Below are 24,167 nucleotides of genomic sequence, written 5' to 3' on the forward strand. Positions count from 1 at the left end.
ATGAATTCCCTGCTGCAAAAGGACTTTGCGTCGGCCGGCGCGACCCGCCTCACCGGCTGGCTCGGCCGTCACAGCGTCGACATCCTCCGGATCAGCCTCGGGCTGGTCTTCCTCGGCTTCGGCCTGCTGAAGTTCTTCCCCGGCGCGAGTCCGGCCGAAGGGCTGGTGATGCGCACGCTCGACACCCTCACGCTCGGCGTGGTCAGCGGCCAGACCGCCGTCGTGCTGACCGCGGTGATGGAGTGCTTCATCGGGCTCACGCTGCTCACCGGCCGGTTCCTGCGAACGGGACTGCTGGTGCTGGGGATGGCACTGGTGGGCATCATGTCGCCGCTGGTGCTGTTCTTCGGCGACCTGTTCCCGGGCACGCCGACGCTGGAGGCGCAGTACGTGCTGAAGGACATCGTCCTGGCTGCCGCCGGCCTGGTGATCGCCGCGAAGGCGCTGGCCGCCGCACCCCTGCAAGGCCTGCGGGGTTGAGCACTTGGGACGGCCCCGGCCCGGCATGGTTGCCGCGGACCGGGGCCGTACTGCGCTGCTGCGGACTACGACGCCGCGGCACCATCGAGCGGTTCCCGGGCTGCGGCGAAGAGCTGCTCGAGGGTGCCACGGGCCCGCGCCATCGCGATGTGATCGATGTAGTCGCGGGATTCCACGATCATCCCGTCCCGGACCCGCAGGACGAACACGCACGGCGCCCGGAACGGCGTACCGGTGGCGATCACCGTGCCGGCGTACTCGAACTCGGCGACGATCACCTCCGGGTCGGCGGTTTGGTGGATCCGGATGTTCTGGGGCCGGAAGCGGATCGCCTCGGCGACCCGTGGACCGGTACCGCCGAAGTGCGCACGCAGCGCGTCCCGGCTGAGCAGCGGGCGGTCACCGCCCGGGGCCATCGGATGACGGACGTCGGTCTGCTCGGCGTAGAGCCCGGGCAGGGCGGCGAAGTCGCGGTCCGCGACCCCGTGGACCAGGCGCAGGAAGACCTCACTGGGTGTCACGTGCTTCCTCTCGTCAGCGCGATAAGCGAAGTTGCCACTCCGAATATATGGAGTAGTGACTTCGCTTACAACCGATCGGTGGTCCGCGGCGTCTTCTACGCTGTGCGGGACGAAGGAGGGTGGCCGGGTGCGAGCTGACGCGCGGGACAACCGGGAGCGGATCCTGGCCGCGGCCGAGGAAGTGTTCGGGCGGTCGCCGGCCGCCTCCACCGACGACGTCGCGAAGCTGGCCGGCGTCGGGATCGCCACCGTGTTCCGGCACTTCCCGACCAAGCTGGAGCTGCTGGAGGCCGTGCTCACCGTGCGGCTGGAGCGGCTCCGCGACCAGGCCCGGGAACTGGTCGGCAGCGGCGATCCGAGGACGGCGTTCTTCGCGTTCTTCGCGCAGGTGGTCGGTGAGGCGGCGTCGAAGCTGGCGATCGCCGACGCGCTCGCCGCGGCCGGTGCCGCCGTCGGTGAGGAGGCCTACAAGGCCGGAGCCGGGCTGCGCGAGGCCTTCGGCGAGCTGCTGACCCAGGCCCAACGCGCCGGCGTCGTACGCCAGGACGCGGACCAGCCCGAGGTGTACGCGCTGCTCGTCAGCGCATCCCGGGGAGCAACGGCTCTCGGACTGGCTCCCGACGTCCGCGACCGCATGCTGAACCTCCTGTACGACGGACTGCGGCCTGGGCGTACTCCGTGAGGCGTCGCTGGCAGAGCTGGTCCCGCCGACGCCGCGTGGTCGTCGTACTGCTGCTGGTCTTCGCGCTGCTCGTCCCTCTACCGCTCGGCGCGTACGCGGTCTCGCTGCGCATCCACTACGCCGGCGATCCCGCGTCCACAGCGCAGACGCGCAACCAGGACGCGCTCTGGCTCGGTCACGCCTGGGTCGACGGCCGCAAGACCGCCGCAGACGTCACCGCACTCGCGGAGCGACTCTCCGGTACCGGCATCCGCGACCTCTACGTGCACGCCGGGCCGCTGGAGCACGACGGCACCCTGCCGCTGGCCGAGGTGTCGCCGAAAGCCCGCTGGTTCACCGACGCGATGAGCAAGGCCGCTCCCGGCGTACGGGTGCAGGCCTGGCTCGGCGATCTGGTCCTGCCGGCCAAGAACCCGGGCATGGACCTGGACAGCCAGGCGGTCCGGGACCAGGTGACCGCGTCGTCGGCGGCTGTGCTGGACCAGGGGTTCGACGGCATCCACTTCGACTTCGAGCCGGTGCACTCGGGGTCGAAGGGCTTCCTGGCGGTGCTGGACCAGGTCCACGCGCTCACCACTGGGCGCGGCGTACCGCTGTCGGTCGCGGCGGCGCAGATCGACCCGCTGTTCAAGCTGAACGCCCTGCCGCTGGCCATCGCCGGCGAAGGCAAGTGGTGGTCGCAGGAGTACTTCGGTCAGGTCGCCCGGCGGGTGGAGCAGATCGCGGTCATGTCCTACGACACCGCGATGCCGCTGGAGTCCCTGTACGGCGGGTACGTCGCCCAGCAGACCAAGCTGGCGCTGGAGGTGACACCGGACCACGTGGACCTGCTGATGGGCCTCCCGGCGTACTGGGAGAGCAATCCGAGTCACTGGGGGCACGCTGAGACCGTCGAGGCCGCTGTCCGTGGCGCACGCCTCGGTCTCGGCGACTCCTCGCGGCAGAACTTCGGCCTGGCCCTGTACGTCGACTTCACCGCGACCGACGAGCACTGGACCGCGTACCGCAACGCATGGGTGAGGAAATGAGCACTTTGACCTTCCGGCGCGTGACCCGCGACGACTTCCCGCTGCTGGCCCAATGGCTGGCCAACCCGCACGTCGAGCGCTGGTGGAACCACGAGACCGACCCGGCTGCTGTCGAGCGGGACTTCGGGGCGAGCGCCGACGGACGCGAGCCGTCCGAGGACTTCCTGCTGCTGGTGGACGAGCAGCCGGCCGGGCTGATCCAGCGGAGCCGGCTGACCGACTACCCCGAAGAGCTGGAGACTTTCGCCGAGCTGACCGACGTACCGGACGGCGCGGTGATCGTGGACTACTTCATCGGCGCCACGGAGCACACCGGCCAGGGTCTGGGGACGGCGATGATCGCCGCCATGGTCGCGAAGATCTGGACGGAGCTGCCGGCGACGCCGGCGGTACTGGCCGCGGTGGTCGCCGCCAACCGGAACTCCTGGCGGGCCCTCGAACGCGCCGGCTTCCGCCGCGTCGCCGAAGGGCCGATGGAGCCGGACAACCCGGTCGACGACCCGCTGCACTACGTCTACCGCCTCGACCGCCCCGCCGCCTGAACAGGCACGGCGAGACGGTCGCGTTCGGCTGTGCGCCCGGAGCTCAGCGGGCGCGCTCGACCCGGCCCTCGTCCCACACCGGTTCGTCGGACTCGTAGACCGAGCCGTCGGAGCCGAAGACCAGGTAACGGTCGAAGTCGCGGGCGAACCAGCGGTCGTGGGTGACCGCGAGAACCGTTCCGTCGAAGGCGTCGAGGCCCTCCTCCAGCGCCTCGGCCGACTCCACGTCGAGGTTGTCGGTCGGCTCGTCCAGCAGCAGCAGAGTCGCCCCGGACAGCTCCAGCAGCAGGATCTGGAACCGTGCCTGCTGACCACCGGACAGAACGTCGAAGGTCTGCTCGGCGGCGTGCGCGAGCTCGTACCGGTCGAGCTTGCGGGAGGCCAGTTCGCGGCCCATCCCGTCGCGGTGCTCGTCGCCGCGGTGCAGGATCTCCAGCAGCGTCCGTCCGGCCAGCTCCGGGTGCTCGTGCGTCTGCGCGAACCAGCCCGGCCGGACCCGCGCGCCCAGCTTCGCCGTCCCGGTGTGGGCGACCGACGGAATCACGATCTCGCCGACCGGCTGGTGCTCGACGTCGGGGTCGGAGCCGCCGTTGGCCAGCAGCCGCAGGAAGTGTGACTTGCCCGAACCGTTCGAGCCGAGCACAGCCACGCGTTCGCCGTACCAGACCTCCAGGTCGAACGGCTTCATCAGACCGGTCAGCTCCAGGCCGGTGCAGACGACCGCCCGCTTGCCCGTCCGGCCGCCGGTGAGCCGCATGCTGACCTTCTGCTCGCGCGGGATCGCCTCCGGTGGGCCGGCCTCCTCGAACTTGCGCAGCCGGGTCTGCGAGGCCCGGTAGCGCGACGCCATGTCGGAGTTGTACGCCGCCTTCTGCTTGTACATCAGCATCTGCGCGCGCAGCTTGGCGTGCTCGTCGTCCCAGACCTTGCGCAGCAGCTCGAAGCGCTCGAACCGGTGCTTGCGCGCCGCGTGGTAGGTCTTGAAACCGCCACCGTGGGTCCAGGCGGTGTTGCCGGCGGCACCGAGCTCGACGGTGACGATCCGGGTCGCGGTGTTGGCCAGCAGCTCGCGGTCGTGACTGATGTAGAGCACGGTCTTCTGCGTCGCGTTGAGCTCCTGCTCGAGCCAGCGCTTGCCCGGCACGTCCAGGTAGTTGTCCGGCTCGTCCAGCATCAGCACCTCGTCCGGACCGCGCAGCAGCGCCTCCAGCACGAGCCGCTTCTGCTCACCGCCCGACAGCGTCTTCACCTCCCGCCAGCGGCACCGGTCGAACGGCATGCCGAGCGCTGCCGTCGTACAGACGTCCCAGAGCACCTCGGCGTCGTACCCGCCGACCTCGCCCCAGTCGGAGACCGCCTGGGCGTAGCGCAGCTGGGTCTTCTCGTCGTCGGCCTCCATCATCGCCAGCTCGGCCTTGTCCAGCTTGGCCGCGGCGGCCTGGATCGGCTCCGGCGCGACGCTGAGCAGCAGGTCGCGCACGGTCGAGGAGTCCCGCACGGAGCCGACGAACTGCCGCATCACGCCCAGTCCGCCGGACCGCGAGATGCTGCCGCTGTGCGGTTTCAGGTCACCCGCGATGATCCTGGTCAGCGTCGTCTTGCCGGACCCGTTGGCCCCGACCAGCGCCACCTTCGCGCCGTCGCCGACCCGGAACGTGATGTCGTCCAGCAGCACCCGCCCGTCCGGCAGCTCGAACCCGATCCCCGCCACGTCCACATGACCCATGCGCCCAGTGTGACCGGCCCGCCCGGGTGGCCGCGAACGGTTATCCCCTCACCACCCCTTCAGGTGGTCGAGGTAGACACCGCCGGTGGGGCGGAGCGAGCCGGTCAGGAAAAGCTGGAGCGGGGCGGCGTACAGGCCGTACGTCCTGGTGCCGGTGAGGAAGCCGGCGGTGGCACAGCCGTCGTACTGGACCCAGACCTCGCGCGGGCCCTGCCGGGTGTCGAAGCGGAGCACGATCGCCTCGGTCGGACGAGCCCGCTCGGGCGTGCACTTGAACACCGGAAGGTCCGGGTTGCGTTCCGGCAGCACCTTGATGGCGTCGACGACTCGCTGGGCCGTCGTGGCGTCGAACACTCCAGCGCCCAGCAGCGTCGTGGCACCGGGCGTCAGCCGGTAGCGGCAGGCCAGCAGGCCGGACACCGGGGTCTCCAGGTCGAGCCCGGCGCTCGGCGACGGGGCAAGGTCACCACTGAGGATCGGGTGCTGCTCTGCGCAGCTGCCTCCGGGCGAGCTCTCCGGATTCTCCCGGCCCGCGCTGGAGTCCGCCGCGCTGCCGCTGGTGGCAGTGTCGACCGGTGAACCATCGCCGATCGCGCTCCACACTCCCCCGATGGCCACCGCGACCACCATCGCCGCGGACCCACCGAACACGGCCTGCCGCCGGCGCCGGACCCGGCGGCGTGCCTCTGCCGCGAGGCCCCGGTCTCGCAGCTCCCGGACGCCGTCCGCCATGGTCTGGAACGCGTCGGCCAGCGTGGGGCCGAGTTCCTCTTCCTGGTCAGGCATCCTCGGCTCCTTCCTTGGCCAGCGTGTTCTTCAGGACCGCCAGGGCCCGGTGGACGTGCGATCTGGCCGTCGCCTCGGCGCAGTGCAGCAGGGCGCCGATCTCGGCGTACGACAGGTCCTCGTAGAACCGGAGCACCACCGCTGCCCGCTGGCGGTCCGGCAGCGTCTTGCAGAGCTCCCAGACGGCCTCGGCGTCGGCACGGTCCGCCGCACCGTCCGGTGCGGCGGCGGCCGTCCGGGTGGGCTCGGCGGTCGGCGCCTCCCGGCGGCGGAACCGGCGCCACCACGAGATGTGCGCGTTGACCACCATCCGCTTCACGTACGCCTCCGGGTCGTCGGCCCGGCTGACCCGGGCCCAGCGCGCGCAGGCCGTCGTCAGGGCGTCCTGGACCGCGTCCTCGGCCAGCGTGACGTCGCCGGTCAGGACGTAGGCGAACCGCAGCAGCGCGTCGGCGCGTTCGCTGACGAACAGCTCGAAGTCGAGCGGACCGCTGCCGGTCTGCATCGGGGCCAAGGCTGCCTCCATACCCTCAGGACGGCGATCCGCCCGGGTTCGTTGCAGTCGCCCGCAGGATCCGGAAACCCTTGGCGCTGGCCACCCGGTCGCACGGATAGCCCTGCTCGGTCAGCCAGCGCTGCAGGGAGTCGCCGCCCAGGTTCTTGCCGACCACCAGCCAGGCCGTACCGCCGGGCTTCAACCTGGACAGCCAGCGCAGCAGCATCTTGTGCAGTTCGGGCTTGCCGATGTGGATCGCCGGGTTCGACCAGATCTCGTCGAACCGGACATCGTCCGGGACGTCGTCGGGCAGCGCCGGATGGACCCGATCGCCGACGCCCGCCGCGGCCGCGTTGATCGCGGTCAGTTCCAGCGCGCGGTTGTTCACGTCGACGGCCCAGACGACGGCGTCGGGGTTCTCGACCGCCAGGCCGCAGGCGATCGGCCCGTAGCCGGCACCGAGGTCCAGCACCACCTTGCGCCCGGGCGTCGGCCGGACCTCGCGCAGCAGCACCGCCGTACCGATGTCCAGGCGGTCGCGGGAGAAGACGCCGCTCGCGGTGGTGAACTCGTAGTCGCGGTCCCAGATCCGCGCCTGCACGGTACGGCGTACGTCGGCCGAGGCCGGGTCCGCGGAGAAGAAGTGGTCAGCCACGGCGGTGCACCTCGCCCCGGACCTGCCGGGCCAGCAGAGCCCGCGCGGCCAGGTCCTCGTCCGCGGGGTAGCGCACTTCCTCCAGGGTCAGCCCGTGCGCCGGCAGCACGGCGACGGCGGAGTCCCGCATCTTGCCGGCCAGGACCGCGGCAGGCCAGTCGACGTCCCGCCGCCCGTCACCGACCGGGATCAGCGCGCCGACCAGGGCACGGACCATCGAGTGGCAGAAGGCGTCGGCGATCACGGTGCCGTCCAGCAGACCGGGACCGACGCGGACCCACGAGTACTCCAGCAGGGCGCGGACCGTGCTCGCCCCTTCGCGCTTCTTGCAGAACGCCGCGAAGTCGTGCTCCCCCAGCAACTGGGCGGCGGCCGCGTTCATCCGGTCCACGTCCAGCGGGCGGACGACCCGCAGCACCTCCCGGCGGCGCAGCGGATCCCAGCCGACCGCGTCGTCGCAGAGCCGGTAGACGTAGCGCCGGGCCAGCGCGGAGAACCTGGCGTCGAACCCGTCGGCCGCCTCCGCCACCGCTGTGACGGCCACATCATCAGGCAGTACGCCGTTGAGCCGGCGCAGCAGGTCCCTGCCCGTGACGGGGACGTCCAGGTCGACGTGGGTCACCTGGCCGCGGGCGTGCACGCCGGTGTCGGTCCGGCCCGCGCAGGTGACCGCCGGGCGGTCCGGGAGGCGCAGTACGGTGCCCAGCGCTTCCTCCAGGGCCCCCTGCACGGTCCTGAGGCCGTCCTGACGGGCCCAGCCGTGGAATTCGGTCCCGTCGTACCTCAGGTCTATCCGCCAGCGCACAGGGCAATCTAACGCAGCAGCGCCCCGCCACCCGAAAGAGGTGGCGGGGCGCTGCGGAGCAAAGGTGTTACTTGTCCTCGGTCTCGCCGGCCTTGGTGAAGCCGGCGGCCGTGGCCGCGTCCTCGGTGGAGAACCAGACCTCGGCCTCGGTCTGCTCGTACCACGGCGAGTCGGGGGTGTGGTACTTCATCGAGTTCTCGTTGCCCTTGATGTCGAAGCCCTCCGGCGCGGAGCCGTCGGCGGTCGGGGCGGCGGAGCCCTCGTACTTGCCCGCGACGACGTCCTGGACGGCCTCGTCCTTGACCTCGTCGGTGGCCTCGGCGGCCGGCGCGTCGTCGGCCGCGGCCGCCTTCTTCGCCGGGGCCTTCTTGGCCGGAGCCTTCTTCGCGGCCGGCGCGTCGGCCAGCGCCTCGACCAGCTCGATCTTCACCATCGGGGCGTTGTCGCCCTTGCGCGGGCCGAGCTTGATGATCCGGGTGTAGCCGCCCGAACGGTCGGCGTACCGCTCGCCGATCTCGGTGAAGAGCACGTGCACGACGCTCTTGTCCCGGATCCGCTTCATCACCTGGCGGCGGGAGTTCAGGTCACCGCGCTTGGCCTTGGTGATCATCGACTCCGCCAGCGGCTGCAGGCGCTTGGCCTTGGCCGCGGTGGTGGTGATCGCGCCGTGCTCGAACAGCGACGTCGCGAGGTTGCTGAGCATCAGCTTCTCGTGCGCCGGGCTGCCGCCGAGGCGAGAACCCTTGGTAGGGGTAGGCATTGTCCAACTCCAGAAATCTCAGGCCCGGGTGCGGACCTTGGGGAAATCGGGCCGTAGGGCCGTCGAAAGGTCAGTACTGCTCGGTCTCGGCGAAACTCTCGTCCTCGTCCTCGGCGTCGTCGCCGTAGGCCTCGGCGGCGGCACGCAGGTCGAAGCCAGGAGGCGAGTCCTTCAGCGACAGGCCCATCTCGGCCAGCTTCAGCTTGACCTCGTCGATCGACTTGGAGCCGAAGTTGCGGATGTCCAGCAGGTCCTGCTCGCTGCGCGAGATCAGCTCACCCACGGTGTGGATGCCCTCGCGCTTGAGGCAGTTGTAGGACCGGACGGTCAGCTGCAGGTCCTCGACCGGCAGGGCCAGGTCGGCCGCCATCTGCTCGTCGACCGGCGACGGGCCGATGTCGATGCCCTCGGCCTCGACGTTCAGCTCGCGGGCCAGGCCGAACAGCTCGACCAGCGTCTTGCCGGCCGACGCGACGGCGTCGCGGGGCAGCATCGACGGCTTGGTCTCGACGTCGACGACCAGCCGGTCGAAGTCCGTGCGCTGCTCGACACGGGTCGCCTCGACCTTGTAGGTGACCTTGAGGACCGGCGAGTAGATCGAGTCGACCGGCATCCGGCCGATCTCGGCGTCGGCGGACTTGTTCTGGATCGCGGACACGTAGCCGCGGCCCCGCTCGACGACCAGCTCCATCTCGAGCCGGCCCTTCTCGTTCAGGGTGGCGATCTTCAGGTCCGGGTTGTGCACCTCGACACCGGCCGGCGGCGCGATGTCGGCGGCGGTGACGTCACCGGGGCCCTGCTTGCGCAGGTACATGGTGACCGGCTCGTCGTGCTCGGAGGAGACGACCAGGTCCTTGAGGTTCAGGATCAGCTGGGTGGCGTCCTCCTTGACCCCGGCGACCGTCGAGAACTCGTGCAGCACGCCGTCGACCTTGATGCTGGTCACGGCGGCGCCCGGGATGGACGACAGCAGGGTACGGCGGATGGAGTTGCCGAGGGTGTAGCCGAAGCCCGGCTCGAGCGGCTCGATCACGAACCGCGAGCGGTGCTCGCCGACGACCTCTTCGGTCAGGGTGGGGCGCTGCGCGATAAGCACTGTTTTCTTCCTTCTTCGATTTCGCGACGACCACTATTTGAGGTCGCGAGGCGAAGAACGACCGATCCCGCCGGCGGCGCGGACGCCGCCGGCGGGAGCCGGATCAGTTCTTCGAGTAGAGCTCGACGATCAGGTGCTCGGCGACCTGGGTGTCGATCTGTGCCCGGGTGGGCAGCTGGTGCACGAGGATCCGCAGCCGCTCCGGCAGGGCCTCGAGCCACGCCGGCACGACCCGCTCGGAGTGGGTCTCCCGCGCGATGATGAACGGCGTCATCTCGGCCGACTTCGGCCGGACGTCGATCACGTCGTGGGCCGCGACCCGGTACGACGGGATGTTCACCTTGATGCCGTTCACGGTGAAGTGGCCGTGCACGACGAGCTGACGCGCCTGACGACGGGTCCGGGCCAGACCGGCGCGGTACACGACGTTGTCGAGGCGGGACTCCAGAATGATCAGCAGGTTGTCACCGGTCTTACCCGGACGCCGCGAGGCCTCCTTGTAGTACAGGCTGAACTGCTTCTCCAGCACGCCGTAGGCGTAGCGGGCCTTCTGCTTCTCACGGAGCTGGAGCAGGTACTCGCTCTCCTTGGGACGGCCGCGGCCGTGCATACCCGGCGGGTACGGACGACGCTCGAACGCCTTGTCGCCACCGACGAGGTCGACCCCGAGACGGCGCGACTTCTTGGTCATGGGTCCGGTGTAACGGGCCATTTTCGCTGCCTACCTTTCTCTGGGTCAGACCCGGCGCCGCTTGGGCGGGCGGCAACCGTTGTGGGCGGTCGGGGTGACGTCCTGGATGGTGCCGACCTCGAGGCCGACCGCACCCAGCGAACGGATCGCGGTCTCCCGGCCGGAGCCGGGACCCTTGACGAACACGTCGATCTTGCGCATGCCGTGCTCCATCGCCCGCCGGCCGGCGGCCTCGGCGGCCATCTGCGCGGCGAACGGGGTGGACTTGCGCGAACCCTTGAAGCCGACGGTGCCCGCGGAAGCCCACGAGATGACCGCGCCGGTCGGGTCGGTGATCGTCACGATCGTGTTGTTGAACGTGCTCTTGATGTGCGCGTGGCCGGCGGCCACGTTCTTCTTCTCCTTGCGGCGCACCTTCTTCGCGCCGGCCGCTGTGCGGCTCTTGGGAGGCATAAGTCAGTTACTCCTGGAAAGGTCGAGGCTGCGAGTCATCCGGGTCACTTCTTCTTCTTGCCGGCGATCGCCTTGCGACGACCCTTGCGGCTGCGGGCGTTGGTCCGCGTGCGCTGACCACGCACCGGCAGGCCGCTGCGGTGCCGGCGACCCTGGTACGACCCGATCTCGATCTTGCGGCGGATGTCCGCGGTCACCTCGCGACGGAGGTCACCTTCGATCTTGTAGTTGCCTTCGATCCAGTCCCGGAGCTTCACCAGCTCCTCGTCGCCCAGCTCGTGGACGCGCTTGTCACCGGAGATGCCGGTGGCTTCGAGCGTCTTCAGGGCGCGAGTACGTCCTACACCGAAGATGTAGGTGAGTGCGACCTCGATGCGCTTGTCGCGCGGCAGGTCGACCCCTACGAGGCGTGCCATGTGGCGGTGTTCCTTTCGTCGGCAGAGGTGTGGTGGCGCGCCGCGTCCTTGCCCGCCTCGGTGAGTCGTTGTGCTTCACCGGCAAGGCCCCGGCCTCTGTTCCGGGGGCGACGTCCGGCGAGGTGCTGGTGCCGGACGAGCGTGCGCGCTGTGGTGCGACAGTGCCGTGTCGCGAGGTAGGGCTGGATCAGCCCTGCCGCTGCTTGTGCCGCGGGTTCTCGCAGATCACCATGACCCGGCCGTGGCGGCGGATCACCTTGCACTTGTCGCAGATCTTCTTGACGCTCGGATTGACCTTCATCGAGCTTCTTTCTTCGACAGGTGGTGGTGGTTACTTGTACCGGTAGACGATGCGACCCCGGGTGAGGTCGTACGGCGACAGCTCCACGACGACCCGGTCCTCGGGGAGGATCCGGATGTAGTGCTGCCTCATCTTGCCGCTGATGTGCGCGAGCACCTTGTGCCCGTTGGACAGCTCAACACGGAACATCGCGTTCGGCAGGGCCTCCACGATGGTGCCCTCGAGTTCGATGACTCCCTCTTTTTTGGGCATGTCCTCGCACTTCTGTAGACGACGTACTGAATGGTTGATGGTGCAGGCTCGCCACACACCCCCGGCCGAACGCCACCCTCCCGACGAACGCACGAAACCGTGCTCGTCGAGCAGCCGCGGGCAGCACAACCAGAGGCTACAAAGAGCCAAGGAAAGAGTGTACGCCACCTACCGCCGGGAAACCCAATCGGCTCCCGGACGGCCGGCCTGGACACTTACCTTTTGGTGAGTACCCCACTTTATAATCCGTACTTGTCGGCCCTGAAGCGCCCGGGCCAGGCTGGACGGCATGAAGACACCAGTCACCGTTCTCGGCCTCGGCGCGATGGGCGCCGCCCTCGCCCGGGCCTTCGCCGCCGCCGGCCACCCGACCACCGTCTGGAACCGGACCCCGGGCCGGGCCCCCGACCTCACCGACGTGACCCGCGCGAAGAGCATCGGCGACGCGATCGCGGCCAGCCCGCTCGTTGTCGTTTGCCTGCTCACCAACGACACGGTGCACGACACCCTGGAACCCATCGCACCGGAACTCGCCGGCCGCTCCGTGGTGAACCTCACCAACGGCACCCCCGAGCAGGCCCGCCGGATGGCCGACTGGGCCGCGCAACAGGGCGTGGACTACCTCGACGGCGGGATCATGGCCGTGCCGGACATGATCGGCGGACCGGCCGCGTTCATCCTCTACAGCGGCTCCCCCGTCGCCTTCGAGAAGTACCAGCCGGCCCTCGCCGTCCTGGCCCGTCCGCTGTTCGTCGGCAGCGACGCGGGACTGGCGGCCCTGCAGGACCTGTCGCTGCTGACCGGGATGTACGGCATGTTCGCCGGCGTCACGCACGCGCTCGCACTGGTGTCGAGCGAGAAGGTCTCCCCCACCGCGTTCACCCAGGACCTGCTGGTCCCCTGGCTCACCGCCATGCTCGGCACGGTCCAGCAGATCGCCAAGGATCTCGAGTACGGCGCGGAGCCGGGAGCCGCCGGCTCGAACCTCGCGATGCAGGCGGCCGCTTTCGGCAACCTCATCGACGCCTCCCGGGGCCAGGGAGTCGACCCCGGGCTGCTGACACCGATGGGTGACCTGCTCAAGCGCGCGGTCGAGCAGGGGCACGGCGACGAGGACCTGGCCGCCCTCGTCCGCCTGCTGTCCGAGCGCTGAACCACCTTGCGCTGAAGGGCGGAGCCGGTCAGGAGTGGTGGGTGGCGGCCCACTGCTCCCCGGCCTGCCAAACCCGTTCCGGCATCAGGTCGAGCAGGTCGCAGGCCGCGTCCAGGTGGGCCAGCGCGGTGCCGGAGTCGCGGTAGGCCGGCAGGATCGCGACGAACCGCCGCCCTTCGCAGCTGAAGCCGAACGGCGGCACCTTGGCGAGCACGTCGACGGCCCGCCGGTTCAGCACCTCCAGCGCCAGGTCCTCGCGGCCGTTGAACAGGCAGTACTTCTCGCTGAGCCCGGTCACCGTCAGCTTCAGCGGCACCAGACTGGCTGCCGCGACCGGGGCCAGCGAAGTGGGCAGCAGCTGCAGCGGGGGCAGCGGCCGGTCCACCTCCAGGTCCAGGAAGTCGAAGCCCAGCTGCCGGTGCCGCACCTTGTGCCGGAACCGGCCGGTGAGCAGCTCGCGGCCCCGGTGCCGGCCGGTGGTGACGTCGTACACCTCGGCCGCCGGGTCCACGTCGAACGGCGGGAACGGCCAGCGGTCGACCAGGTCGGGATCACCGGCGCTGAACTGCCAGCCGAGCTGCCGGACCGCGTCGCTCCAGGCCCGGCGCTGCCGCCCTTCGGCGATCCGGAACCCGGCGGTCAGCGCGACCAGCACCAGGAACCACGCGAGGACCAGCCAGCCCACCCAGCGCGGCTCCACCAGCAGGCCCACGACGACCAGCGGAACCGCGACCAGGAACCAGAGCACGTAGACCAGCGCCGACCCCTGGCGCAGCTGCCACGCCCAGTCCGGGCGCAGCCGGGGGCCGGGCACGTGGCCGCCGGCGGGGGTCGCGCTCACCGCCGCTTTCCGAGGTTGCTGAACGCGAAGAGCGCCCACGGGATCAGCAGCCAGACCGGCCAGAACGCCGGCCAGTCGCCGCCGTTGCCCAGGCCGATGACGAACCAGATCACCACGTTCAGCAGCACCACGCCGGTGAAACCGCCGGTCAGGTGCTGCAGCGCCTTGTTCTGCGGCTGGTTCGGCTTCTTCCGCTCCGGGAAGGTGCCGGGCTCAGGGGCCGGCTTGACGTTCTCCACCATGGCGGGCGTCTGGTACGTCCGCACCGGCGGCAGGTCACGCACCAGCGGCTCCAGCTCGCCGTAGGTCTGCGCGCCGTACAGCCGGTCGAGCCGGGCGGTGAACTCGGGCTGGTCCAGCCGGCCGTCCGCGAACGCGTCCCGCAGTCGCCCGGCGATCTTGTCGCGGTCGGCCTCGGTGAAACGCTGGTGTGGCTGGTACGGACTGGGCATGTCTCAAGTGTGCCTCAGCCCGGGCCTGAGCGGCGTCCCCCGAGGGGTGGACCCCGGCCTTCACCGGGCCACCGACGGTCCGGCGGTGCGGCTCAGTCGGCCAGCGGGCCGAAGGTGACGCCGAGCTCGGCGAGCTTGGCCTCGCCGCCGTCCAGCGCGGTCAGGATCCACGGACCCTGCGGGGTCAGCGTGAACGTGTGCTCGGTGTGCGCGGCAGCCGACCCGTCGTCGGTGACCACGGTCCAGTCGTCCTCGAGCGTGTGGTTGTCCTGCTTGCCCAGCGTCAGCATCGGCTCGACCGCGAGCGCCAGCCCCTCGACCAGCTTGGGTCCCTTGCCGGGACGGCCGAAGTTCGGCACGTTCGGCGGCTGGTGCATCGCCGACCCGATGCCGTGCCCGACGAAGTCCTCGACGATCCCGTACGACGAGTTGGCTCGCACGTGCGCCTCGACCGCGGCCGAGATGTCGGTCAGCCGGCCACCCAGCTTCGCGGCCGCGAAGCCGCGCCACATCGACTCCTCGCAGATCCGGGCCAGCTCCAGCAGCTCGGGCGCGACGTCGCCGACGCCGACCGTGATCGCGGCGTCGCCGTGCCAGCCGTCGACAATCGCGCCGCAGTCGATCGAGATCAGGTCGCCGTCGGCCAGCACCCGGTCACCGGGGATGCCGTGCACGATCTCGTCGTTGACCGACGCGCAGATCGAGCCGGTGAAGCCGTGGTAGCCCTTGAACGACGGCGTCGCGCCGGCGGACCGGATGTGGTCCTCGGCGATCGCGTCCAGCTCGCCGGTGCTGACGCCGGCCTTCACCTCGCCGCGCAGCAGCTCCAGCGTGCGGCCGACCACCAGGCCGGCCTTGCGCATGGCCAGGATCTGCTCGCGGGTCTTGATCTCGATCCCGCGGTCCTTGAAGATCATCGGCTCCGTACTCCGGCTCGCCGGCCGGCGGTCGCGCCGGGCGGGACAATGGCTGGCCCGCCCGGCACCCCGGAGGGCACCGGACGGGCCGGGAAACTACTCGGTGACGGTCTTCAGCGCCGCGAGAACCCGCTCGCTGACCTCGTCGATCTCGCCGACGCCGTCCACCTCGACCAGCAGGCCACGCTGCGCGTACACCTGCAGCAGCGGCTTGGTCTCTGCGGTGTAGACGTCCTGCCGGTGCCGGATGACCTCTTCGGAGTCGTCGGACCGGCCGTCGATCTTGGCCCGCCGCAGCATCCGGTCCACCAGCACGTCGGTGTCGGCGACCAGCGCCACCACCGCGTCCAGCTTGTGCCCGTGCTCGGCGAGCAGGTCGTCCAGCGTGCCGACCTGCGGCAGGGTCCGGGGGTAGCCGTCCAGCAGGAAGCCGGCTCCGGCGTCCGCCTCGGACAGCCGGTCCCGGACCATCGCGTTGGTGACCTCGTCGGGGACGTAGTTGCCCGCGTCCATGTACCGCTTCGCCTCGAGACCCAGCTCCGTCTCGTCTTTCACGTTCTGCCGGAAGATGTCGCCGGTGGAGACCGCGGGGATGCCGAGCCGCTCCGCAAGCACCTTTGCCTGCGTGCCCTTGCCCGCCCCGGGCGGACCCATCAGCAACATTCTCATCAGCGCAGGAACCCTTCGTAGTTACGCTGCTGCAGCTGACTCTCGATCTGCTTCACCGTGTCCAGACCGACGCCGACCATGATCAGGATCGACGTTCCACCGAACGGGAAGTTCTGGCTGGCGTTCAAGAGCACCAGCGCGATCAGCGGGATCATCGAGACGATCGCCAGGTAGATCGCGCCCGGCAGCGTGATGCGGGACAGGACGTAGGACAGGTACTCCTCGGTCGGCCGGCCCGCCCGGATGCCCGGGATGAAGCCGCCGTACTTCTTCATGTTGTCTGCAACTTCCTTCGGGTTGAAGGTAATCGAGACGTAGAAGTACGTGAAGAAGATGATCAGCGCGACGTACGTCACCATGTAGATCCAGTGGTCGCCCCGGACCAGGTTCGCCTGGATCCACTGGGCCCACTTCTCCTCCTGGCGGAACTGGCTGACCAGCACCGGGAGGTACATCAGGCTGGAGGCGAAGATGACCGGGATCACACCGGCCTGGTTCACCTTCAGCGGGATGTAGGTCGACGTGCCGCCGAACATCTTCCGGCCGACCATGCGCTTGGCGTACTGCACCGGGATCCGGCGCTGCGCCTGCTCGATGAAGATCACCGCGGCCACGATGACCAGACCGATCGCGATCACGACCAGGAACGTGCCGACGCCGCGGTCCTTGCGGATCGCCCACAGCTGGGTCGGGAAGGTGGCGACGATCTGGGTGAAGATCAGGATCGACATGCCGTTGCCGACGCCGCGGTCGGTGATCAGCTCACCGAGCCACATCACGACGCCGGTGCCGGCGGTCATGGTGAGCACCATCACGACGACCGGGAACACCTTGTCGCTGTGCAGCAGCGGCAGGTCACAGCCCTGGAACAGCCGGCCGGGGGTCCGGGCGAGCGCGACGAACGCGGTCGCCTGCAGGATCGCCAGGCCGACGGTCAGGAACCGGGTGTACTGGGTGATCTTGCCCTGGCCCGCCTGGCCTTCCTTCTTCAGCGACTCCAGCCGCGGGATGACCACGGTGAGCAGCTGCAGGATGATGCTGGCGGTGATGTACGGCATGATGCCGAGCGCGAAGATCGCGAGCTGCAGCAGCGCGCCGCCGGAGAACAGGTTGATCAGGTTGTAGAGGTTGGCATTGGCCCCCGTCTGGGACTGCCGCAGACAGACGTCCAGCGACTGGACGTTGACGCCAGGCGCCGGAACGACCGAGCCGATCCGGAAGATCACGACGATGAAGAGCACGAACAAGATCTTCCGGCGCAGGTCCGGAGTCTTGAACGCGTTGGCAAAGGCGCCTAACACCCTGTCCTCCCACAAGTTTCCCTTGCCCCGGGCAGGGCAGGGGCCTAGCAAAGCAGCTGGGCAAAAGACGAACCAGGGCTCGCCCGAACTCAGCGCAGACTATCAGCGCTGGCTCGCACGAGCCCTGGCACTCACACCTCGGTGGTGGTTCCTCCGGCCGCCTGGATCTTCTCCTTGGCGGACTTCGAGAACTTGTGCGCCGAAACCTGCAGTGCCACGGTCAGTTCGCCGTCACCCAGCACCTTCACCGGCTGACTGGCCCGGACCGCTCCCTTGGCGACGAGCTCGGCCACGCCGACCTCACCACCCTCGGGGAACAGCTGACCGAGCTTGTCCAGGTTAACGACCTGGAACTCGACTCGGTTCCTGCTCTTGAAGCCCTTGAGCTTCGGCAGCCGCATGTGCAGCGGCATCTGGCCACCCTCGAACCACTCGGGGATGTTGTTGCGGGCCTGCGACCCCTTGGTACCGCGGCCGGCAGTCTTGCCCTTGCTGCCTTCACCACGACCCACCCGGGTCTTGGCGGTCTTGGCGCCAGGCGCCGGACGCAGGTGATGAACCTTCAGCGCCATGTCAGTCGACCTCCTCGACGGTGATGAGGTGGCGAACCGTGCGGACCATGCCGCGGATCTCCGGACGGTCGTCGTGAACGGCGACGTCGCCGATCCGCTTCACGCCCAGGGTCCGCAGGGTGTCGCGCTGGTTCTGCTTGCCACCGATGCCGGAACGGGTCTGGGTCACCTTCAGGCGAGCCATCAGGAAGCCACCTCCGCCCGCGCCTTCAGCAGCGCCGCCGGGGCGACGTGCTCCACCGGCAGGCCACGACGCGCGGCCACCGCCTCCGGGGTCTCCAGGCTGCGCAGCGCCTCGACGGTGGCGTGCACCACGTTGATGGCGTTGGACGAACCCAGCGACTTGCTGAGGATGTCGTGGATCCCGGCGCACTCCAGTACCGCACGCGCCGAACCACCCGCGATCACACCGGTACCAGGAGCAGCCGGGCGCAGCATGACCACGCCGGCCGCCTTCTCGCCCTGGACCGGGTGCGGGATGGTGCCCTGGATCCTCGGCACCTTGAAGAACGCCTTCTTGGCCTCCTCGACGCCCTTGGCGATCGCCGCGGGCACCTCCTTGGCCTTGCCGTAACCCACACCGACGGTGCCGTCACCGTCGCCGACGACCACGAGGGCGGTGAAGCTGAAGCGACGACCACCCTTCACGACCTTGGCGACCCGGTTGATGGCAACCACGCGCTCGATGTAGGCGGTCTTGTCAGCTGCCTGACCGCGACCACCGTCGCGGCCACGGCGCTCACCACCGGCGCCGCCTCCGCGACGCTGCTGGCCTCCGCTCATTTCGAACTACCTTCTTCCCTTGTCGCCGTCATCAGAAGCCGAGCCCGCCCTCGCGGGCGGCGTCGGCCAGTGCCGCGATGCGGCCGTGGTACTTGTTCCCGGCCCGGTCGAACACGACCGAGTCGATACCGGCGGCCTTGGCACGGTCGGCGAGCAGGCCGCCCACCGTCTTGGCCTTGTCGGTCTTGTTCGCTTCCGCGCCGCGCAGGTCCGCCTCCATCGTGGAGGCCGACACCAGCGTCACGCCGGCCACGTCGTCGATGACCTGAGCGAACAGGTGCTTCGACGACTTGGTGACCACCAGGCGCGGCCGGTCGGCCGTGCCGTTGACCTTCTTGCGGACCCGGATCTGGCGACGCAGCCGGGAGGCCGTCTTCTTCGCCGCGTGCTTGTTGTGACGCAGTCCGATCGCCATGGTTACTTACCAGCCTTTCCGACCTTGCGGCGGACCTGCTCGCCCGCGTACCGCACGCCCTTGCCCTTGTACGGCTCGGGCTTGCGCAGCTTGCGGATGTTCGCGGCGACCTCACCGACGGACTGCTTGTCGATTCCCTGCACCGAGAACTTGGTCGGCGACTCCACCGCGAAGGTGATGCCTTCCGGCGCGTCCACCGTGATGGTGTGGCTGTAGCCCAGCGAGAACTCCAGCTGGGTCGGGCCCTTGGCCAGGACCCGGTAGCCGACGCCGACGATCTCGAGCTTCTTCTCGTAGCCGTCCGTCACGCCGGTCACCAGGTTGGCGAGCAGCGTCCGGGACAGGCCGTGCAGTTCCTTGCTCTTGCGCTGGTCGTCCGGGCGGACGACGGCGATCGTGCCGTCCTCGTCCCGGTTGACCACGATGGGCTCCGCAACAACGTGCGAGAGCTGACCCTTGGGACCCTTCACGGTGACCGTCTGGCCGTCGATCGTGACGTCGACGCCGGACGGGACCGTGATCGGGAGCTTACCGATGCGAGACATGAATGTGGTCCTCCTTCCGGTTCTTCGTCACCAGACGTAGGCGAGGACTTCCCCGCCAACGCCCTTGTTCTTGGCCTGTCGGTCGGTCAGCAGTCCCTGCGACGTCGAGATGATCGCGACGCCGAGGCCACCGAGCACCTTCGGCAGGTTCGTCGACTTCGCGTACACGCGCAGCCCGGGCTTGCTGATCCGGCGCACGCCCGCGATGGAGCGCTCCCGGCTCGGCCCGAACTTGAGGTCGACGATCAGGGTCTTGCCGACGGTGCCCTCCTTGGGCTCCTCCACCTTGTAGGAGGAGATGTAGCCCTCCTGCTGGAGGATGTCGGCGATGCCCTGCTTGATCTTGCTGTACGGCATCGAGGTCGACTCGTGGTACGCCTGGTTGGCGTTGCGCAGACGCGTCAGCATGTCTGCGATCGGGTCGGTCATCGTCATGGCCTGGGGCCTCTTTCCCGCCGTGGTTTCGCCGGCCGGCGACCTACGGTGACTAGATGGTGGGTGGAGAAAAGTGCGGTGCTGAACAGGTCGGTCACCAGCTGGACTTGGTCACGCCGGGCAGCTCGCCCCGGTGCGCCATCTCCCGCAGGCAGATCCGGCACAGGCCGAACTTGCGGAAGACCGCCTTCGGCCGGCCGCACCGCTGGCAGCGCGTGTAACCGCGCACCGCGAACTTGGGCTTCCGGGCCTGCTTGACCTTGAGTGCTGTCTTCGCCACGTCAGTTCTCCTTGAACGGGAAGCCGAGCTGCCGCAGCAGCGCCCGCCCCTCGTCGTCGTTCTTGGCGCTGGTCACCACGGTGATGTCCATGCCCCGGACCCGGTCGATCCGGTCCTGGTTGATCTCGTGGAACATCACCTGCTCGGTCAGGCCGAAGGTGTAGTTCCCGTTGCCGTCGAACTGCTTCGGCGACAGACCGCGGAAGTCGCGGATCCGGGGCAGCGCGAGCGCCAGCAGCCGGTCCAGGAACTCCCACATCCGGTCGCCGCGCAGGGTCACGTGCGCGCCGATCGGCATGCCCTCGCGCAGCTTGAACTGCGCGATCGACTTGCGGGCCTTGGTCACCTGGGGCTTCTGCCCGGTGATCGCGGCCAGGTCCTTGATCGCGCCGTCGATCAGCTTCGAGTCACGCGCCGCCTCGCCGACACCCATGTTCACCACGATCTTGATGAGCCCGGGCACCTGCATGACGTTCTCGAACTGGAACTGCTCCTGCAGCTGGCCGACGATCTCTTCGCGGTACTTGGTCTTCAGCCGGGGCTGTGTCTTCGCCTCGGTCACTGCGGTGGTCATCAGATCTCCTCGCCGGTACGCCGCGCGATCCGGACGCTCCGGTAACCGGTGTACGTCGAACCGTCGGGGCGCCGCTTCTGCACCTCGACGCGGTTGTACCCGACGCGGGTGGTCACCTTCTGCTTCTTGCCGTCCTTCTCGACCTCGACCAGCAGCATCACGTTGGAGACGTGGATCGGTGCCTCCTGGGTGACGATGCCGCCCGTGGTGCCGCCGCGCTGGGCCTGCTGCACCTTGGTGTGCTTCTTGACCCGGTTCACGCCTTCGACGACGACGAGCTCCGCGTCGGGCTGTACCGAGATGATCTTGCCCTCGAGGCCCTTGGACTTGCCGGTGATCACGCGAACGAGATCACCCTTCTTCACGTGCAGCTTGCGCTGCGACTTGTTGGCTGCCTGGTCTGCCATGGTCAGAGCACCTCCGGAGCGAGCGAGATGATCTTCATGAAGCGCTTCTCGCGCAGCTCCCGGCCGACCGGCCCGAAGATGCGGGTGCCGCGCGGCTCGCCGTCGGCCTTGAGGATGACGGCGGCGTTCTCGTCGAACCGGATGTAGGAGCCGTCCGGACGCCGGCGCTCCTTCACGGTCCGCACGACGACCGCCTTGACGACGTCACCCTTCTTCACACCACCACCCGGGATCGCGTCCTTGACGGTGGCGACGATCGTGTCGCCGACACCGGCGTAGCGCCGACCGGAGCCACCGAGCACGCGGATGCAAAGGATCTCCTTCGCACCCGTGTTGTCGGCGACCTTCAGTCGCGACTCCTGCTGGATCATCTGTTGATCTCCTGGTTGTCTCGCTGGTTCTCACTCACGTGAGCCTTGCGGAACGAATGATTTCGATTGGGTACAGCTGGGCGTGACCGAGACCTCGTGGCCGGGCCTACTTGGCCTTCTCGAGGATCTCGACGATGCGCCACCGCTTGGTGGCCGACAGCGGCCGGGTCTCCATCAGGAGGACGCGGTCGCCGATGCCGGCGGCGTTCTGCTCGTCGTGCGCCTTGAGCTTGCTGGTACGGCGGATGACCTTGCCGTACAGCTTGTGCTTGACCCGGTCCTCGACCTCGACGGTGACGGTCTTGTCCATCTTGTCGCTCAGCACCAGACCCTCACGGGTCTTGCGGCGGCCTCGCGCCTGGGTCGTGCTCACGGTCTCGTCCTTTGCTACGTTCTCGGTCATGCCTTGCTCCCAGCCTTCTCGCTGTCGTCCGCGGTCTCCTCGGCCTCTACCTCAGCCTCGGTGGCGGCCGGCGCGTCCACCTCTTCGGTGATGCCGAGCGCGCGCTCGGTCAGCACCGTGTAGATGCGAGCGATGTCCTTCCGGACGGCGCGCAGCCGGCCGTGGGACTCCAGCTGACCCGTGGCAGCCTGGAACCGGAGGTTGAACAGCTCCTCCTTGGCGTTACCGAGCTTCTCCAGAAGCTCGTCCTTTCCGAGGTTCCGCAGTTCGGCGGCGGTCAGGGTAGCCATCAGTTCTCACCTGCCTCTCGGGAGATGAAGCGGCACTTCATCGGCAACTTGTGGATCGCGCGGCGCATGGCCTCGCGAGCGATGTCCTCGGGCACGCCCGAGAGCTCGAACATGACCCGGCCGGCCTTCACGTTGGCGATCCACCACTCCGGCGAACCCTTACCGGAACCCATCCGGGTCTCGGCCGGCTTCTTGGTCAGCGGGCGGTCCGGGTAGATGTTGATCCAGACCTTTCCGCCACGCTTGATGTGCCGGGTCATCGCGATACGAGCGGACTCGATCTGCCGGTTGGTGACGTAGTGGCTCTCCAGCGCCTGGATGCCGAAGTCACCGAAGGCCAGCGTGGTCCCACCCTTGGCAGCGCCGGAGCGCTTCGGGTGGTGCTGCTTGCGGTGCTTGACCTTGCGGGGGATGAGCATGGTTCAGCTCTCCGTTCCGGTCGTCTCGGCGGGCTTGTCGGCTGCCGGCGCGGTCGCGGCCTCGGCCTTGGGGGCCTCGGTGCGGGCGTTGTCCCGGCGGTCGTCGCGACGGCCACCACGGTCACCGCGCTCACCACCGCGGCCACCGCGGTCGTCCCGGCGGGCCGGACGGCGCTGCTGCGTCGCGGCGCGGGCCGCGGCCTGCGCCTCGCGCTCGGCCCGGGAGCCGGCGACGTCGCCCTTGTAGATCCAGACCTTCACGCCGATCCGGCCGAAGGTCGTACGGGCCTCGTAGAAGCCGTAGTCCACGTCCGCGCGCAGCGTGTGCAGCGGCACCCGGCCCTCGCGGTAGAACTCCGAGCGCGACATCTCCGCGCCACCGAGCCGGCCGGAGCACTGGATCCGGATGCCCAGGGCGCCGCCACGCATGGTGGTCTGCATCGCCTTGCGCATCGCGCGGCGGAACGCCACGCGGCCGGACAGCTGCTCGGCCACGCCCTGGGCGACCAGCTGCGCGTCGACCTCGGCGTTCTTGACCTCGAGGATGTTCAGCTGCACCTGCTTGCCGGTGAGCTCCTCGAGGCTGCCCCGGATCCGGTCCGCCTCGGCGCCACGGCGACCGATGACGATGCCCGGACGGGCGGTGTGGATGTCGACCCGGACCCGGTCACGGGTGCGCTCGATCTCCACGCGGGAGATGCCGGCGCGCTCCATGCCCTTGCTCAGCAGACGGCGGATCTTGACGTCCTCGCCGACGTAGTCCTTGTACAGCTTGTCGGCGTACCAGCGGCTCTTGTGGTCCGTGCTGATACCGAGGCGGAACCCGTGCGGGTTTACCTTCTGGCCCACTAGCGGGTCCTGCCCTTCTTGTCAGCGGCCTTCTTGCCGTCGGCCTTCTTGGCTGGCTCCTCGTCGGCACGCGGGCCCACGACCACGGTGATGTGGCTGGTCCGCTTGTCGATCCGGGTGGCGCGGCCCTGCGCACGGGGGCGGTGACGCTTCAGCGTCGGGCCCTCGTCCACGTAGGCCTTCACCACGACCAGGTCGGCCCGGCTCAGGTGCTCGGTGCCCTCGGCGTTCGCCGCGGCGCTGTCGACGACCTTGTACACGGTCGCGGCAGCGGCCTGCGGGGCGAACTTCAGAGTGGCGAGTGCGTCGTCGACGCCCATGCCGCGCACCAGGTCGACCACGCGGCGCGCCTTCATCGGCGTCACGCGGACGAAGCGCGCGACCGCGAAGGCCCCGGGCTCGTCGCCCAGCAGGCTCTCGCGACGGGCACTGACGGCCCTACGCTCTTGAACGCTCATGATGTTCGAATCTCTCCGTAGGTTTCTGCTCTGCGCTTCGTCGTCGACCGAGGTCAGCGACGCCGTGCCTTGCGGTCGTCCTTCTCGTGACCCTTGAACGTCCGGGTCGGAGCGAACTCGCCGAGCTTGTGCCCGACCATCGCGTCCGTCACGAACACCGGCACGTGCTTACGGCCGTCGTGCACCGCGAGCGTGTGGCCGATCATGTCCGGCACGATCATCGATCGGCGGGACCAGGTCTTGATGACGTTCTTGGTGCCCTTCTCGTTCTGCACCTCCACCTTCTTCATCAGGTGGTGGTCGACGAACGGGCCCTTCTTGAGGCTGCGTGGCATCTGTCCGG

39 protein-coding genes are annotated in these 24,167 nt (G+C 69.1%); 5 read left to right on the forward strand and 34 right to left on the reverse strand.

Features of this window, described 5'->3' with window-relative positions:
• A complete protein-coding gene (locus KFLA_RS30220) occupies positions 1-480 on the forward strand; it encodes a DoxX family membrane protein (protein ID WP_012923646.1) in 480 nt (159 codons plus the stop codon).
• Between the two features lie 65 nt (positions 481-545).
• Here the strand turns inward: KFLA_RS30220 and KFLA_RS30225 are convergent, their stop codons facing one another.
• Positions 546-1,001: a nuclear transport factor 2 family protein gene (locus KFLA_RS30225; protein WP_012923647.1), complete on the reverse strand. Its 456-nt coding sequence runs from the start codon at positions 999-1,001 to the stop codon at positions 546-548.
• Positions 1,002-1,128: 127 nt separating this feature from the next.
• Here KFLA_RS30225 and KFLA_RS30230 point away from each other — a divergent pair, with 127 nt between their 5' ends.
• Genes KFLA_RS30230 through KFLA_RS30240 form a run of 3 tightly spaced genes read left to right on the forward strand, consistent with a single transcriptional unit; the run spans position 1,129 to position 3,253 of the window.
• Positions 1,129-1,683: a TetR/AcrR family transcriptional regulator gene (locus tag KFLA_RS30230; RefSeq protein WP_012923648.1), complete on the forward strand. Its 555-nt coding sequence runs from the start codon at positions 1,129-1,131 to the stop codon at positions 1,681-1,683.
• Entirely contained in the window at positions 1,680-2,711 is a 1,032-nt protein-coding gene (locus tag KFLA_RS30235; RefSeq protein ID WP_148256774.1) for a glycoside hydrolase family 18 protein, read from the forward strand. The genes KFLA_RS30230 and KFLA_RS30235 overlap by 4 nt, the downstream gene beginning before the upstream one ends.
• Positions 2,708-3,253, forward strand: coding sequence for a GNAT family N-acetyltransferase (locus tag KFLA_RS30240; protein WP_012923650.1), 546 nt, complete (start codon positions 2,708-2,710; stop codon positions 3,251-3,253). Before KFLA_RS30235 ends, KFLA_RS30240 begins: the two co-directional genes overlap by 4 nt.
• 43 nt (positions 3,254-3,296) lie before the next feature.
• Here the strand turns inward: KFLA_RS30240 and KFLA_RS30245 are convergent, their stop codons facing one another.
• From KFLA_RS30245 to infA, 12 genes are all read right to left on the reverse strand, one after another.
• Positions 3,297-4,979, reverse strand: coding sequence for an ABC-F family ATP-binding cassette domain-containing protein (locus tag KFLA_RS30245; protein ID WP_012923651.1), 1,683 nt, complete (start codon positions 4,977-4,979; stop codon positions 3,297-3,299).
• A 48-nt stretch (positions 4,980-5,027) separates the two neighbouring features.
• Positions 5,028-5,765 carry a hypothetical protein gene (locus KFLA_RS30250; RefSeq protein WP_012923652.1) on the reverse strand — a complete coding sequence of 246 codons (738 nt, stop codon included), beginning with the start codon at positions 5,763-5,765 and terminating at the stop codon, positions 5,028-5,030.
• Entirely contained in the window at positions 5,758-6,291 is a 534-nt protein-coding gene (locus tag KFLA_RS30255) for a SigE family RNA polymerase sigma factor (RefSeq protein WP_012923653.1), read from the reverse strand. The genes KFLA_RS30250 and KFLA_RS30255 overlap by 8 nt, the downstream gene beginning before the upstream one ends.
• 4 nt (positions 6,292-6,295) lie before the next feature.
• The gene (locus KFLA_RS30260; protein ID WP_012923654.1) at positions 6,296-6,916 is read right to left on the reverse strand and encodes a class I SAM-dependent methyltransferase; all 621 of its coding nucleotides are present in this window, start codon (positions 6,914-6,916) and stop codon (positions 6,296-6,298) included.
• The gene (gene truA, locus KFLA_RS30265) at positions 6,909-7,721 is read right to left on the reverse strand and encodes a tRNA pseudouridine(38-40) synthase TruA (RefSeq protein ID WP_012923655.1); all 813 of its coding nucleotides are present in this window, start codon (positions 7,719-7,721) and stop codon (positions 6,909-6,911) included. The genes KFLA_RS30260 and truA overlap by 8 nt, the downstream gene beginning before the upstream one ends.
• 67 nt (positions 7,722-7,788) lie before the next feature.
• The gene (gene rplQ / locus KFLA_RS30270) at positions 7,789-8,481 is read right to left on the reverse strand and encodes a 50S ribosomal protein L17, sunset domain variant (RefSeq protein ID WP_012923656.1); all 693 of its coding nucleotides are present in this window, start codon (positions 8,479-8,481) and stop codon (positions 7,789-7,791) included.
• Between the two features lie 70 nt (positions 8,482-8,551).
• On the reverse strand, positions 8,552-9,577 hold the full coding sequence (locus KFLA_RS30275; protein WP_012923657.1) for a DNA-directed RNA polymerase subunit alpha: 1,026 nt from the start codon (positions 9,575-9,577) through the stop codon (positions 8,552-8,554).
• Between the two features lie 103 nt (positions 9,578-9,680).
• Positions 9,681-10,289, reverse strand: a complete 609-nt coding sequence (gene rpsD / locus KFLA_RS30280; RefSeq protein ID WP_012923658.1) for a 30S ribosomal protein S4 — start codon at positions 10,287-10,289, stop codon at positions 9,681-9,683.
• Positions 10,290-10,313: 24 nt separating this feature from the next.
• Positions 10,314-10,721, reverse strand: coding sequence for a 30S ribosomal protein S11 (gene rpsK / locus KFLA_RS30285; RefSeq protein ID WP_012923659.1), 408 nt, complete (start codon positions 10,719-10,721; stop codon positions 10,314-10,316).
• Positions 10,722-10,765: 44 nt separating this feature from the next.
• Positions 10,766-11,137 carry a 30S ribosomal protein S13 gene (gene rpsM, locus KFLA_RS30290; protein WP_012923660.1) on the reverse strand — a complete coding sequence of 124 codons (372 nt, stop codon included), beginning with the start codon at positions 11,135-11,137 and terminating at the stop codon, positions 10,766-10,768.
• Between the two features lie 187 nt (positions 11,138-11,324).
• Positions 11,325-11,438: a 50S ribosomal protein L36 gene (gene rpmJ, locus KFLA_RS30295; RefSeq protein ID WP_008361054.1), complete on the reverse strand. Its 114-nt coding sequence runs from the start codon at positions 11,436-11,438 to the stop codon at positions 11,325-11,327.
• A gap of 30 nt (positions 11,439-11,468) precedes the next feature.
• Complete coding sequence (infA, locus tag KFLA_RS30300) at positions 11,469-11,690, reverse strand: translation initiation factor IF-1 (protein ID WP_012923661.1); 222 nt, start codon at positions 11,688-11,690, stop codon at positions 11,469-11,471.
• Between the two features lie 289 nt (positions 11,691-11,979).
• Here infA and KFLA_RS30305 point away from each other — a divergent pair, with 289 nt between their 5' ends.
• Complete coding sequence (locus KFLA_RS30305; protein ID WP_012923662.1) at positions 11,980-12,843, forward strand: NAD(P)-dependent oxidoreductase; 864 nt, start codon at positions 11,980-11,982, stop codon at positions 12,841-12,843.
• 28 nt (positions 12,844-12,871) lie between these two features.
• Here KFLA_RS30305 and KFLA_RS30310 read toward each other — a convergent pair whose 3' ends face one another.
• From KFLA_RS30310 to rpsS, 21 genes are all read right to left on the reverse strand, one after another.
• Positions 12,872-13,684, reverse strand: a complete 813-nt coding sequence (locus KFLA_RS30310; protein WP_012923663.1) for a type III secretion system chaperone family protein — start codon at positions 13,682-13,684, stop codon at positions 12,872-12,874.
• Entirely contained in the window at positions 13,681-14,136 is a 456-nt protein-coding gene (locus KFLA_RS30315) for a DUF1707 SHOCT-like domain-containing protein (protein ID WP_012923664.1), read from the reverse strand. Before KFLA_RS30315 ends, KFLA_RS30310 begins: the two co-directional genes overlap by 4 nt.
• Positions 14,137-14,228: 92 nt before the next feature.
• Positions 14,229-15,053, reverse strand: a complete 825-nt coding sequence (map, locus tag KFLA_RS30320; RefSeq protein WP_012923665.1) for a type I methionyl aminopeptidase — start codon at positions 15,051-15,053, stop codon at positions 14,229-14,231.
• A 96-nt stretch (positions 15,054-15,149) separates the two neighbouring features.
• Entirely contained in the window at positions 15,150-15,722 is a 573-nt protein-coding gene (locus tag KFLA_RS30325; RefSeq protein ID WP_012923666.1) for an adenylate kinase, read from the reverse strand.
• Positions 15,722-17,023, reverse strand: coding sequence for a preprotein translocase subunit SecY (secY, locus tag KFLA_RS30330; protein ID WP_012923667.1), 1,302 nt, complete (start codon positions 17,021-17,023; stop codon positions 15,722-15,724). The genes KFLA_RS30325 and secY overlap by 1 nt, the downstream gene beginning before the upstream one ends.
• 131 nt (positions 17,024-17,154) lie before the next feature.
• Positions 17,155-17,595: a 50S ribosomal protein L15 gene (gene rplO, locus KFLA_RS30335; protein ID WP_012923668.1), complete on the reverse strand. Its 441-nt coding sequence runs from the start codon at positions 17,593-17,595 to the stop codon at positions 17,155-17,157.
• A 1-nt stretch (position 17,596) separates the two neighbouring features.
• Complete coding sequence (gene rpmD / locus KFLA_RS30340; RefSeq protein WP_012923669.1) at positions 17,597-17,779, reverse strand: 50S ribosomal protein L30; 183 nt, start codon at positions 17,777-17,779, stop codon at positions 17,597-17,599.
• Complete coding sequence (gene rpsE / locus KFLA_RS30345; protein ID WP_012923670.1) at positions 17,779-18,378, reverse strand: 30S ribosomal protein S5; 600 nt, start codon at positions 18,376-18,378, stop codon at positions 17,779-17,781. Before rpsE ends, rpmD begins: the two co-directional genes overlap by 1 nt.
• Before the next feature lie 31 nt (positions 18,379-18,409).
• On the reverse strand, positions 18,410-18,793 hold the full coding sequence (gene rplR, locus KFLA_RS30350; RefSeq protein WP_012923671.1) for a 50S ribosomal protein L18: 384 nt from the start codon (positions 18,791-18,793) through the stop codon (positions 18,410-18,412).
• Positions 18,794-18,795: 2 nt separating this feature from the next.
• A complete protein-coding gene (rplF, locus tag KFLA_RS30355) occupies positions 18,796-19,338 on the reverse strand; it encodes a 50S ribosomal protein L6 (protein ID WP_012923672.1) in 543 nt (180 codons plus the stop codon).
• A gap of 27 nt (positions 19,339-19,365) precedes the next feature.
• Positions 19,366-19,773 carry a 30S ribosomal protein S8 gene (rpsH, locus tag KFLA_RS30360; protein WP_012923673.1) on the reverse strand — a complete coding sequence of 136 codons (408 nt, stop codon included), beginning with the start codon at positions 19,771-19,773 and terminating at the stop codon, positions 19,366-19,368.
• Positions 19,774-19,867: 94 nt separating this feature from the next.
• The gene (locus tag KFLA_RS30365; protein WP_012923674.1) at positions 19,868-20,053 is read right to left on the reverse strand and encodes a type Z 30S ribosomal protein S14; all 186 of its coding nucleotides are present in this window, start codon (positions 20,051-20,053) and stop codon (positions 19,868-19,870) included.
• Between the two features lies 1 nt (position 20,054).
• A complete protein-coding gene (gene rplE / locus KFLA_RS30370) occupies positions 20,055-20,627 on the reverse strand; it encodes a 50S ribosomal protein L5 (RefSeq protein WP_012923675.1) in 573 nt (190 codons plus the stop codon).
• Entirely contained in the window at positions 20,627-21,034 is a 408-nt protein-coding gene (rplX, locus tag KFLA_RS30375; RefSeq protein ID WP_012923676.1) for a 50S ribosomal protein L24, read from the reverse strand. Before rplX ends, rplE begins: the two co-directional genes overlap by 1 nt.
• A 2-nt stretch (positions 21,035-21,036) precedes the next feature.
• Positions 21,037-21,405, reverse strand: coding sequence for a 50S ribosomal protein L14 (gene rplN / locus KFLA_RS30380; protein WP_012923677.1), 369 nt, complete (start codon positions 21,403-21,405; stop codon positions 21,037-21,039).
• 106 nt (positions 21,406-21,511) lie between these two features.
• Positions 21,512-21,808 (reverse strand): 30S ribosomal protein S17, encoded by a 297-nt coding sequence (gene rpsQ, locus KFLA_RS30385; RefSeq protein WP_012923678.1) that lies wholly within the window; start codon positions 21,806-21,808, stop codon positions 21,512-21,514.
• Entirely contained in the window at positions 21,805-22,098 is a 294-nt protein-coding gene (gene rpmC, locus KFLA_RS30390; protein ID WP_012923679.1) for a 50S ribosomal protein L29, read from the reverse strand. The genes rpsQ and rpmC overlap by 4 nt, the downstream gene beginning before the upstream one ends.
• The gene (gene rplP, locus KFLA_RS30395) at positions 22,098-22,517 is read right to left on the reverse strand and encodes a 50S ribosomal protein L16 (RefSeq protein ID WP_012923680.1); all 420 of its coding nucleotides are present in this window, start codon (positions 22,515-22,517) and stop codon (positions 22,098-22,100) included. Before rplP ends, rpmC begins: the two co-directional genes overlap by 1 nt.
• A gap of 3 nt (positions 22,518-22,520) precedes the next feature.
• Positions 22,521-23,366, reverse strand: coding sequence for a 30S ribosomal protein S3 (rpsC, locus tag KFLA_RS30400; RefSeq protein ID WP_012923681.1), 846 nt, complete (start codon positions 23,364-23,366; stop codon positions 22,521-22,523).
• Entirely contained in the window at positions 23,366-23,824 is a 459-nt protein-coding gene (gene rplV / locus KFLA_RS30405) for a 50S ribosomal protein L22 (RefSeq protein WP_012923682.1), read from the reverse strand. Before rplV ends, rpsC begins: the two co-directional genes overlap by 1 nt.
• Positions 23,825-23,877: 53 nt before the next feature.
• Positions 23,878-24,159, reverse strand: coding sequence for a 30S ribosomal protein S19 (gene rpsS / locus KFLA_RS30410; RefSeq protein ID WP_012923683.1), 282 nt, complete (start codon positions 24,157-24,159; stop codon positions 23,878-23,880).
• Positions 24,160-24,167: the final 8 nt, after the last annotated feature.

It is taken from the genome of Kribbella flavida DSM 17836 (assembly GCF_000024345.1).
Classification (GTDB): Bacteria; Actinomycetota; Actinomycetes; order Propionibacteriales; family Kribbellaceae; genus Kribbella; species Kribbella flavida.

What these genes read in the sequence shown, in the direction of transcription:
- rplX (WP_012923676.1), bottom strand. Translation starts at nt 21,034, where the DNA reads ATGGCAGACCAGGCAGCCAACAAGTCGCAGCGCAAGCTGCACGTGAAG.
- infA (WP_012923661.1), bottom strand. Translation starts at nt 11,690, where the DNA reads ATGCCCAAAAAAGAGGGAGTCATCGAACTCGAGGGCACCATCGTGGAG.
- rplE (WP_012923675.1), bottom strand. Translation starts at nt 20,627, where the DNA reads ATGACCACCGCAGTGACCGAGGCGAAGACACAGCCCCGGCTGAAGACC.
- rplO (WP_012923668.1), bottom strand. Translation starts at nt 17,595, where the DNA reads ATGGCGCTGAAGGTTCATCACCTGCGTCCGGCGCCTGGCGCCAAGACC.
- KFLA_RS30255 (WP_012923653.1), bottom strand. Translation starts at nt 6,291, where the DNA reads ATGGAGGCAGCCTTGGCCCCGATGCAGACCGGCAGCGGTCCGCTCGAC.
- KFLA_RS30220 (WP_012923646.1), top strand. Translation starts at nt 1, where the DNA reads ATGAATTCCCTGCTGCAAAAGGACTTTGCGTCGGCCGGCGCGACCCGC.
- rplP (WP_012923680.1), bottom strand. Translation starts at nt 22,517, where the DNA reads ATGCTCATCCCCCGCAAGGTCAAGCACCGCAAGCAGCACCACCCGAAG.
- rplN (WP_012923677.1), bottom strand. Translation starts at nt 21,405, where the DNA reads ATGATCCAGCAGGAGTCGCGACTGAAGGTCGCCGACAACACGGGTGCG.
- rpsS (WP_012923683.1), bottom strand. Translation starts at nt 24,159, where the DNA reads ATGCCACGCAGCCTCAAGAAGGGCCCGTTCGTCGACCACCACCTGATG.
- rplV (WP_012923682.1), bottom strand. Translation starts at nt 23,824, where the DNA reads ATGAGCGTTCAAGAGCGTAGGGCCGTCAGTGCCCGTCGCGAGAGCCTG.
- rpsK (WP_012923659.1), bottom strand. Translation starts at nt 10,721, where the DNA reads ATGCCTCCCAAGAGCCGCACAGCGGCCGGCGCGAAGAAGGTGCGCCGC.
- KFLA_RS30240 (WP_012923650.1), top strand. Translation starts at nt 2,708, where the DNA reads ATGAGCACTTTGACCTTCCGGCGCGTGACCCGCGACGACTTCCCGCTG.
- rpsQ (WP_012923678.1), bottom strand. Translation starts at nt 21,808, where the DNA reads ATGACCGAGAACGTAGCAAAGGACGAGACCGTGAGCACGACCCAGGCG.
- KFLA_RS30325 (WP_012923666.1), bottom strand. Translation starts at nt 15,722, where the DNA reads ATGAGAATGTTGCTGATGGGTCCGCCCGGGGCGGGCAAGGGCACGCAG.
- map (WP_012923665.1), bottom strand. Translation starts at nt 15,053, where the DNA reads ATGATCTTCAAGGACCGCGGGATCGAGATCAAGACCCGCGAGCAGATC.
- rplR (WP_012923671.1), bottom strand. Translation starts at nt 18,793, where the DNA reads ATGGCGATCGGACTGCGTCACAACAAGCACGCGGCGAAGAAGACGGCC.
- rpsD (WP_012923658.1), bottom strand. Translation starts at nt 10,289, where the DNA reads ATGGCCCGTTACACCGGACCCATGACCAAGAAGTCGCGCCGTCTCGGG.
- rpsE (WP_012923670.1), bottom strand. Translation starts at nt 18,378, where the DNA reads ATGAGCGGAGGCCAGCAGCGTCGCGGAGGCGGCGCCGGTGGTGAGCGC.
- rpmJ (WP_008361054.1), bottom strand. Translation starts at nt 11,438, where the DNA reads ATGAAGGTCAATCCGAGCGTCAAGAAGATCTGCGACAAGTGCAAGGTG.
- KFLA_RS30305 (WP_012923662.1), top strand. Translation starts at nt 11,980, where the DNA reads ATGAAGACACCAGTCACCGTTCTCGGCCTCGGCGCGATGGGCGCCGCC.
- rplQ (WP_012923656.1), bottom strand. Translation starts at nt 8,481, where the DNA reads ATGCCTACCCCTACCAAGGGTTCTCGCCTCGGCGGCAGCCCGGCGCAC.
- rpmC (WP_012923679.1), bottom strand. Translation starts at nt 22,098, where the DNA reads ATGGCTACCCTGACCGCCGCCGAACTGCGGAACCTCGGAAAGGACGAG.
- rpsH (WP_012923673.1), bottom strand. Translation starts at nt 19,773, where the DNA reads ATGACGATGACCGACCCGATCGCAGACATGCTGACGCGTCTGCGCAAC.
- rplF (WP_012923672.1), bottom strand. Translation starts at nt 19,338, where the DNA reads ATGTCTCGCATCGGTAAGCTCCCGATCACGGTCCCGTCCGGCGTCGAC.
- KFLA_RS30250 (WP_012923652.1), bottom strand. Translation starts at nt 5,765, where the DNA reads ATGCCTGACCAGGAAGAGGAACTCGGCCCCACGCTGGCCGACGCGTTC.
- KFLA_RS30315 (WP_012923664.1), bottom strand. Translation starts at nt 14,136, where the DNA reads ATGCCCAGTCCGTACCAGCCACACCAGCGTTTCACCGAGGCCGACCGC.
- rpmD (WP_012923669.1), bottom strand. Translation starts at nt 17,779, where the DNA reads ATGGCTCGCCTGAAGGTGACCCAGACCCGTTCCGGCATCGGTGGCAAG.
- KFLA_RS30245 (WP_012923651.1), bottom strand. Translation starts at nt 4,979, where the DNA reads ATGGGTCATGTGGACGTGGCGGGGATCGGGTTCGAGCTGCCGGACGGG.
- rpsM (WP_012923660.1), bottom strand. Translation starts at nt 11,137, where the DNA reads ATGGCACGCCTCGTAGGGGTCGACCTGCCGCGCGACAAGCGCATCGAG.